This window comes from Bacillus sp. JJ664 (assembly GCF_036962205.1).
Taxonomy (GTDB): domain Bacteria; phylum Bacillota; class Bacilli; order Bacillales; family Bacillaceae_G; genus Gottfriedia.
This window is the reverse complement of record NZ_JBALMS010000035.1, coordinates 1-7,434: the sequence shown is the minus strand read 5'-3', so window position 1 is coordinate 7,434 and position 7,434 is coordinate 1. Positions and strand designations below refer to the sequence as shown.

Here is a 7,434-nt window from a genome sequence, read left to right as displayed (position 1 = left end):
TAGCTAGAGGACGGGAGTATTACTCACGTGGTTCCACCTCTAATTTATTGATACCTCACGATACCAACCTCTTCGAGTACAGCATTTGAATGCGTACACTCTAGCACGATAACGGGTGCAAAGGATTCCGGAAACAGTCTACTACCTAAAAAGGGTTCGGTGCTCAGCTCAGAGATGTGTTCAAAATATTGTCTTATGCCCCTCGCACCAACCGGGAACTCTCTGTTTAAGAACTTAATATTTTTACTATTTCTCATCATTGCTTTAAATAGTTTATATTATAAAAATTTTATCAACTGCTGCAGTTAAAAAATCAAACTAGTTTTTGTTTTGCGATGAACAAATAATATTACAATTTGCAAATACCTGTCAACATATTTTATTTGAATTAAATGTGACCATTGTAAAACTTTTCCACGAAAACATTTGAAAAAACATGTGTTTGTCGAAAGATTTTTATTGAAAAATCATTAAGATTATCTATTTTTATCCGTTATTATTTTTGAATAAGTTTTATCCAAATATTTCAAGATACAATCCAATTTTTAAAAAAAGTAAGTGAAACTCAGGGGGAATAAAAGTGTTAAAAAAAATAATCGCATTAATCATTGCACTTTTTATTTTTTTCAGCGTAAATTCTGGCTGGACGAAAGCAGAATCAATCTATACAGATACATTTTTAAACGCTATTCCACTAAGTTTTGACAGTTCAGATGAATTGTCAGAGTCATATACATCCGGGGTTTTAAATCAACAAGGAGATGCAAAATACTATTCAATCAACATGCAAAAAAATGGTGAATTGTATTTTAGTATGCAACAAAATCCTTCAGTAGAAATCGGTGTTACCTTATACGATGCAACTGGTATGGAATATGAAACATACTATGCGGATAAAGGTGTTAAAGTAGAGGATTTATTTGGCCAGGGCTTAGTAAAAGGAAATTATTATATCAAGGTTTTTGTCTATGAAGGAACAGGTACAGAATTACCTTACCAATTACATGTGACGCGTTTTTATGGTGATGACGTGGAGTATGAAACAAATAACACAATCGAAACAGCGACACCGATTAAAATAGGACAGTACTATCTCGGCTATACCGATCAATTAGATACGAGTGACTTATTTCGTTTTAAAACAAACAATGTAGGTTTGGTTAATATAAAAGGTACTGCTGCAGTTAAATCAGATCTAAATTACAGACTGTTAGATGAAAAAGGACGATTGATTGCAGCAAAGGTTGTAAAAGCAAACGATCAATACTCGTTTTCATCTATATTTACGAAACAGTTAAAGCCAGGAACATATTATATTTCCGTTTCAGGTGATAGTAGAGTTTATTCTAATGAGAAATACGAATTTGTGACAATGTTTATTGAAAGTATAAAATTTGAAAAAGAATCAAATAACACGCTTAAACAAGCAAATTCAATTAGTTCAAATATACAATATCACGGGCTATTAACTGAAAAAGCAGATAAAGATATATTTAAGTTTTACGCTTCAACGACTAAGTATGTAAGTGTTTATTTTAATCGCCTTGAAAAGACTGCATTTAAGATTCATGTGATCAATAGTAAAGGCAGAGTCGTTAAAACGTATACAACTAAAAAAGGTAACGAATCAATTGTAAAACTTGGTGAGCTGAAACTAGCAAAAGGTAGTTATTATCTAGATGTTGAATATTACGAAGGTGAAAGTGACAACGTATTATATCAATTTTTACTAAAATAGGCTTGATACCATATTATAAATATTTCAATATAATATCTATTACCTCGAATGAGTCCTCTTTATGGGCTCATTTTTTGCGTTAAAGAAGTAATAGTATGTAATTTGTCGATTTTTTTTCAGGAAAACTAGTGAAGAACGACCGTTAATACATAAGAATTATTTTCCATTTATAAATTTATAGTATAAACACGACAAAAAGGAAATAGCACCCGTACTTTGATGATACATCCGGTGTGTTTACTTTGAAAACATCCTCATTTTGTATATTAAATAATGTATAAGTCAGTAAAAATGAGCCCTTTTACTTAAATCTGTTCGTTTGGCAAAAATTGTGCAGTGTGTTCAATTATCAATATTTATTAGAATGTAGTATGATAGAATGTATGATGTTTTTATACGATAGTAAAAGATTTGTGAATATAGATAAATAATCAACAAATAGTAGGAGAGTTCAATGAGAAAATTTAAGAAGGTTTATATAGAGATTACAAATATTTGTAATTTAAAATGTAATTTTTGTCCAAGCCCGACGTTAGAACGCCCTTTAAAGTTTTTGGATGAAAAAGCATTTACACATGTTGTTAATTCAGTCAAACCATATACAGATCATATTTATTTTCATTTGATGGGTGAGCCGTTTTTAAATAAGCAACTAGGACGATTTTTAGATATTAGCCATGAGAATGGTCTGAAAGTTAATTTAACGACAAATGGTACATTAATTAATAAAGTAAAAGATTTACTAATTGAATCTAAAGGATTAAGACAAATCAATTTCTCACTTCACAGCTTTGAGGCAAATGATTTAACAAAAGATTTGCATGATTATGTAGAAAACATTACAAATTTCATTAATGAAGCAAATGAAAAAAGTGATATGATTTGTGCGATCAGATTATGGAATATGGATAGCGAAGAATTAAAAGCAAGTAACACTTTAAATATCGATATCCTAAATTTGTTAGAAGAGAAATTAAACCTTGATTTTTCATTAAGTGAAAGATTACAGGAAACTCATAATATTAAATTACGTAATAATGTGTATTTAAATATGGCTGAAAAATTCCAATGGCCAGATATGGGTAATGATATTATTGATGAAAATGTTTTCTGTTATGGCTTAAGAGACCAAATTGGCGTATTGGTGGACGGGACTGTAGTACCTTGTTGTCTAGACAGTGAAGGGAAAATCCCATTAGGTAATATTTATGAATCGTCTCTAGAGGATATATTAAATTCTGAACGTGCAAGAGCAATTTATGATGGATTTTCTAGAAGATGTGCAGTTGAAGATTTATGTAAAAGATGTGGATATGCCACAAGACATAAGAAATAATTATGCAAAGCGCTTTCTTTTTTTAAAAAGAAGTGCTTTTTTTTATTGAATTGTTCAGTTTTGAAAATAATTATATTAATATCACATTTTTTATAGTAGTATAGTTTAGTCTGTTTAAAAATTTAGGAGGATTTACATTAATGAAAGATATTCAGCAAGTTAAAATAACAACAGCTGATCCGTCAGCAATTGGTTTATTTGGATTAGCAATGGTTACGTTAGTAGCTTCAACACAAAAGTTAGGCATTACCGATGGTGTTTCTTTAGTTTTACCATGGGCGATATTTTTAGGTGCGATTGCACAACTATTTGCGAGTATTCAAGATTTTAAACATAATAATACATTTGGAGCAACTGCATTTGGTGGCTATGCATTCTTCTGGCTTGCAGTAGGTACTACTTGGTTAATCCAATTAGGATGCTTTGGTGAAACATTAGCGAAAGCAGCTGATGTTAGACAATTAGGTTTTGCATTTATTGGTTATTTAATTTTCTCTATCTTTATGACGATTGGTGCAATGGAAACTCATAAAGTATTATTTATTATTTTTGTACTGATTGATTGTTTATTTATCGGACTTTCATTAAGCACTTTAGGCATTATGGAACATGCAACACATACTTTTGCAGCATATAGTGAATTAGGTATTGCAATTATGTCATTTTATGGTTCAGCAGCTGCGGTATTAAATGTTCATTTTGGTAGAGAGTTTTTACCAGTTGGTAAGCCATTTGGTATCTTTAAAAAATAAAATGTTAGTGACTAAAACCTTATCTCTTAGTTAAAGAGATAAGGTTTTTTTGCATCAATGAAGTATCGAATTTTTAATTTATGCAAAAGATAGTATAGTGTTTTTCATTTGCTTTTGATAACTTAAAAAATTTGGAAGGTGGAAATTTATATGGCAACAGTTTTGTATATCACAGCACATCCGCATGACAAGACTACATCATACAGTATGGCAGTTGGGAGTGCATTTATCGACAGCTATAAAGCATCTCATCCTGATGATCAAGTAGTACATATCGATCTTTATAATGAACAAATTCCAAATATCGATGCAGAAGTATTTTCTGGTTGGGGAAAACTTCAATCTGGCGGAGGATTTGATACATTGTCCACTGGAGAACAATCAAAAGTTGGAAGATTGAATGAAATTGTAACTCAATTCGTTGAGGCAGATAAATATGTATTTGTAACGCCAATGTGGAATTTCTCTTTTCCACCAGTTATGAAAAGCTATATTGATGCGGTATGCGTGGCTGGAAAAACATTTAAATATACAGAAAATGGTCCTCAAGGATTATTAGGCGGTAAAAAAGCATTACATATTCAAGCTAGTGGTGGGGTGTATTCAGAAGGTCCTGCTGCTGGTATGGAGATGGGGCACAGATATATTGGTGTTATTATGAGTTTCTTCGGTATTACTGACTTTAATGGTATTTTTGTAGAAGGTCAAAATGCATTCCCTGATCGTGCTGCAGAAATTAAAGAGCAAGCAATTCAAAAAGCAACACAAGTGGCGAAGGATTTCTAAGCTTAGTTTTTGTACTTTGTCTACAAACTGAAAGCTCACTATTTAGTGAGCTTTTTTGATGTTATTCAAGAATATGAATAGGTAGGTAGATTCTAAAAGTAGTTCCTTTACCTTCTTTACTATAAACCTCGATATTACCTTTGAATTTTTCAATGATATTATAACAAACTGTTAAACCGATGCCAGTTCCTCTTTCTTTTAAAGAATAAAATGGAGTTCCGAGTTTTTCAATCGTTTCAGGTGACATCCCAATTCCAGTATCAATCATCTCAATAAGAGCATAGTCATTTTCGCGGGTTATGTTAATTGTAATATAACCAGGCTCGATCATTGATTCAATTGCATTTTTAACTAAGTTTACAAGAACTTGTTTAAACTCTATTGGATTTATTTTTGTGTAAAGGATCTCTTTTAAATTTAGCTGAAACCCTATATTTTGGCTATTTGCCATTGAAGCCAATAAATCTGTGATATTAAGTATTTCTTGGTTTATTTCTACTTTTTGAATTGTTTCGGTTTGTGGCTTTGCAAGAGATAAATAATCATTGATGATAATTTGAGCGTATTCTAATTCTTTTAGCATTGTTTCAATATAGAATTGGTCATCGGAAGTCATTGATTTATTTTTTTGTAAAAGCTGAACAAAGCCCTTAACAACCGTAATTGGATTACGAATTTCATGAGCGATTGTTGCGGCTAGTTGACCGATTGAATTTAGTTGCTTCGCTTGTTGAATTTCATTGTGATAAGTTTCTAATTCAATAACTTTTGTTTCAGTTTGCAAGAATACAAATAAAAGTATGAACTGAATTGCTAAAAACTCTAAGATATTTCCAACTGGATCGAGGGCAATATAAGTAAATCGATCTTTTAAACTTGTAAAAGTGATTAAAAGAACAAATGTTGGACCAATGATTACATTTAGTATCCAACCGATATAAAAGGCAGCACGATTATATAAAAATATTGTAAAAATAGGAATAATCGCCACAAAACTATACATTGTTGAAGTTTCAGGGTAGGTCCAAAATTTTATGTATACGTATAAAGAAGCGATTGTTGTGAATAGAACCTTTGAAAAGCTATTGTCTGTTTTAACAAAGTTTATTAAAGCATAAATGACAATACACATTAAGATAACTTGAGTAATAAGCTCGATCGGTTGCTCCTTAAATGTTAATGGAGACAGAATTATTCCGATTGTAAGCAGTGTAACAATTGTAGTCATGAAGATAATATAAATTCGACGACTTCTATTATTGTAGTACTCTGTATTTTTCATCATTTAATCTCCATTCTAAGATAGAAACTCATACCATAACATTTTACACTTTTCAGAATATTATTTATAGTTAAAAATAATGTAGTTTATAAGAAAATTGTAATATTTTTATTAAATTATGTTCCTAGCCAACTGGTTATTATGAATTACTTCAATGAATGAGCTAAGAAAATTCTCATAATTCTTCCAAATGAAAAGATACATTTTCTTGTTTATATAAAAACGAAAAAAGCACCTTTTTAAGGGTGCTTTCAGTTTGAAGATAAAGTACAACAACTCAGATATTCAGACTTTTTTTCAATTACTACTCTCTTGAAAAGTAACGTTAATTGTGACAATTTCAGAAGGATTACCTGTACGAATTGGTGGACCCCATGTACCAAATCCAGATGAAACGACAAAGTGAGATAGATCTTTCTGCAAATATCCCCAATCTAATTCGTATAGCTTACGTGTAATGAGGTGATTTGGTTTAAATTGTCCGCGATGCGTATGACCTGATACTTGTAGATCTACGCCTAAGTTTGTTGGAATATCTAATCGATAAGGCTGGTGATCTAATAAGATAATTGGTTTTGTATGCTCTATATCTTTTAATAAATCATGTAATTCTAGTCTTTTTTTACTTGCTAAGTCTTTTCGGCCAACGATATAAAAGCTATTTTCAACTAGTACTTTTTCGTCTAAAAGAGTATGAATCCCTGCATCATTTAAATGATCAACAAGTAAATCTAAATGGCCACCGTAATAATCATGATTTCCAGGAACAGCGTAAGTTCCTATTGTTGGTTTTAATTTTTTAAAAGTCTCAACCATATTTTCTTCAACAAATGGCGTAATATCTTCATCGATGATATCGCCTGCGATCAAAACTAGGTCAGGTGAAAGTTTATTTATCTCATCGATTAAAAACGCTAACCTTTTATTTGTTACGAGTGTACTTAAATGTAAATCGGAAACTAAAACAATTGAAAGTTCTTTCGAGTATAAATTTGGTTTTTCTACTTGAATATCATAATGGATGAATTGTGTATTCAATGCATTTCTTCTGCCTTTTACAATGAGAAAAACAATAGAGAGTATGACAATCGTCCCTAAACTAATGATTAGTTTCTCAGAAGAGAGAGGCGTAAATGCTAACAACAACCAACCGATTAAATCAGAAATCAGCAGTATAAAGATTAAATAGTAAATAACAGCTAGCCAGTATGCACCTATATGATGTAAAAACTTAAAAATAGATCTTTGGAGATGCTTTTTAAATACTCTTGATAAAATATAGGAAAACGTAATCAACCAAAAGATGGAGCAATATATTAGTTTACCAACTGTATGTAACTCGTGCTTTGATATTGTGTCTATATAAATCCAACCGTGAATTCCTAAATAAAAATTTATCAATAAAAAGAAAAAGGTAACGATCACAAGATTGATAATGACTCTACTATTCATAAATAATCCTTTCATTACTTTTTTTAATTTTCATTTATAGTATAAATGTTTAAATAAATAAACTCATCTTTTATGTGAGCATAGTCCC

General features: G+C 30.8%; 6 protein-coding genes and 1 other annotated feature. Of the genes, 4 read left to right on the top strand and 2 right to left on the bottom strand.

Annotated elements, in window-relative coordinates; translation table 11 throughout:
• Window positions 1-3: 3 nt before the first annotated feature.
• Window positions 4-269 (bottom strand) — a binding site (T-box leader).
• Window positions 270-580: 311 nt separating this feature from the next.
• The 4 genes from V7056_RS05500 to V7056_RS05485 all read left to right on the top strand — a co-directional run bounded on the left by V7056_RS05500 (window position 581) and on the right by V7056_RS05485 (window position 4,612).
• Complete coding sequence (locus V7056_RS05500) at window positions 581-1,738, top strand: hypothetical protein (protein ID WP_499700031.1); 1,158 nt, start codon at window positions 581-583, stop codon at window positions 1,736-1,738.
• A 454-nt stretch (window positions 1,739-2,192) separates the two neighbouring features.
• Window positions 2,193-3,074: a radical SAM/SPASM domain-containing protein gene (locus tag V7056_RS05495; protein WP_499700029.1), complete on the top strand. Its 882-nt coding sequence runs from the start codon at window positions 2,193-2,195 to the stop codon at window positions 3,072-3,074.
• A 140-nt stretch (window positions 3,075-3,214) separates the two neighbouring features.
• Window positions 3,215-3,826 carry an acetate uptake transporter gene (locus V7056_RS05490; RefSeq protein ID WP_499700027.1) on the top strand — a complete coding sequence of 204 codons (612 nt, stop codon included), beginning with the start codon at window positions 3,215-3,217 and terminating at the stop codon, window positions 3,824-3,826.
• Between the two features lie 150 nt (window positions 3,827-3,976).
• Window positions 3,977-4,612: an FMN-dependent NADH-azoreductase gene (locus V7056_RS05485; protein ID WP_499700025.1), complete on the top strand. Its 636-nt coding sequence runs from the start codon at window positions 3,977-3,979 to the stop codon at window positions 4,610-4,612.
• Between the two features lie 61 nt (window positions 4,613-4,673).
• Here the strand turns inward: V7056_RS05485 and V7056_RS05480 are convergent, their stop codons facing one another.
• Both V7056_RS05480 and V7056_RS05475 read right to left on the bottom strand, forming a co-directional pair.
• Window positions 4,674-5,894, bottom strand: a complete 1,221-nt coding sequence (locus V7056_RS05480; RefSeq protein WP_499700023.1) for an ATP-binding protein — start codon at window positions 5,892-5,894, stop codon at window positions 4,674-4,676.
• A gap of 297 nt (window positions 5,895-6,191) precedes the next feature.
• On the bottom strand, window positions 6,192-7,346 hold the full coding sequence (locus V7056_RS05475; protein ID WP_499700021.1) for a metallophosphoesterase: 1,155 nt from the start codon (window positions 7,344-7,346) through the stop codon (window positions 6,192-6,194).
• Window positions 7,347-7,434: the final 88 nt, after the last annotated feature.

Bases quoted from the DNA above. Each gene is read 5' to 3' on its own strand.
- V7056_RS05495 (WP_499700029.1), top strand. From the start codon at position 2,193: ATGAGAAAATTTAAGAAGGTTTATATAGAGATTACAAATATTTGTAAT.
- V7056_RS05485 (WP_499700025.1), top strand. From the start codon at position 3,977: ATGGCAACAGTTTTGTATATCACAGCACATCCGCATGACAAGACTACA.
- V7056_RS05480 (WP_499700023.1), bottom strand. From the start codon at position 5,894: ATGAAAAATACAGAGTACTACAATAATAGAAGTCGTCGAATTTATATT.
- V7056_RS05475 (WP_499700021.1), bottom strand. From the start codon at position 7,346: ATGAATAGTAGAGTCATTATCAATCTTGTGATCGTTACCTTTTTCTTT.
- V7056_RS05490 (WP_499700027.1), top strand. From the start codon at position 3,215: ATGAAAGATATTCAGCAAGTTAAAATAACAACAGCTGATCCGTCAGCA.